Genomic DNA, 766 nt, shown 5'->3' with positions numbered 1-766 from the left:
CATATTAAACAAAATAGAATATGCTTATACAACAAGTGATACACTAGGAGATGCATTAAAAACAGTAACCTATAATTATGGTGATGCGAACTGGAAGGATAAACTGACTGCAGTCACTGTAAAGATAGGTACAGATAATCCTCAAACCTATGATATAATCTATGATGCAATAGGTAATCCATTAACATACAATGGATATACCTACACATGGGAAATGGGACGCCAATTAGCTGGTATCTCAGGGAATGGAATAAATGCTTCCTTCAAATACAATGCTGAGGGAATTAGAACAGAAAAAACAGTAGGAACTGTAACAACAAAATATCATCTTGTTGGGGATAAGGTAACCTTTGAAACAGATGGAACCGATACGATTTACTACTCCTACGACAGTAGTGATAACCTAATTAGCATGAAGCTAAATGGGGTAGAGTACTATTATATAAGAAATGCTCAGGGTGATATAATAGGTCTTCTAGACAGTACAGGAACTCAAGTGGTATCATACACTTATGATTCCTGGGGGAAACTTATATCAATAGACGGAAGCCTAAAGGATAGTGTAGGGGTTAAAAATCCTTATAGATATAGAGGATATAGATACGATACTGAAGCTGGAATGTATTATTTAAACTCACGTTATTACAATCCAGATTTGGGAAGATTTATTAACTCTGATTCAATAACAGGTGTTGCAGGAGAACTTCTTTCACATAATGCATTTGCTTATTGTATGAATAATGTTGTAAATATGGATGACCCAAGT

General features: G+C 34.9%; 1 protein-coding gene. It reads left to right on the top strand.

The window, feature by feature from the left end; translation table 11 throughout:
* Positions 1-766, top strand: a 766-nt coding sequence (locus tag Q428_RS14740) for an RHS repeat-associated core domain-containing protein (RefSeq protein ID WP_051515198.1), incomplete at both ends; no start/stop codon positions are given.

The organism is Fervidicella metallireducens AeB, assembly GCF_000601455.1.
Lineage (GTDB): Bacteria > Bacillota > Clostridia > Clostridiales > Caloramatoraceae > Fervidicella > Fervidicella metallireducens.
This window is presented reverse-complemented; position numbering and strand designations above follow the sequence as displayed.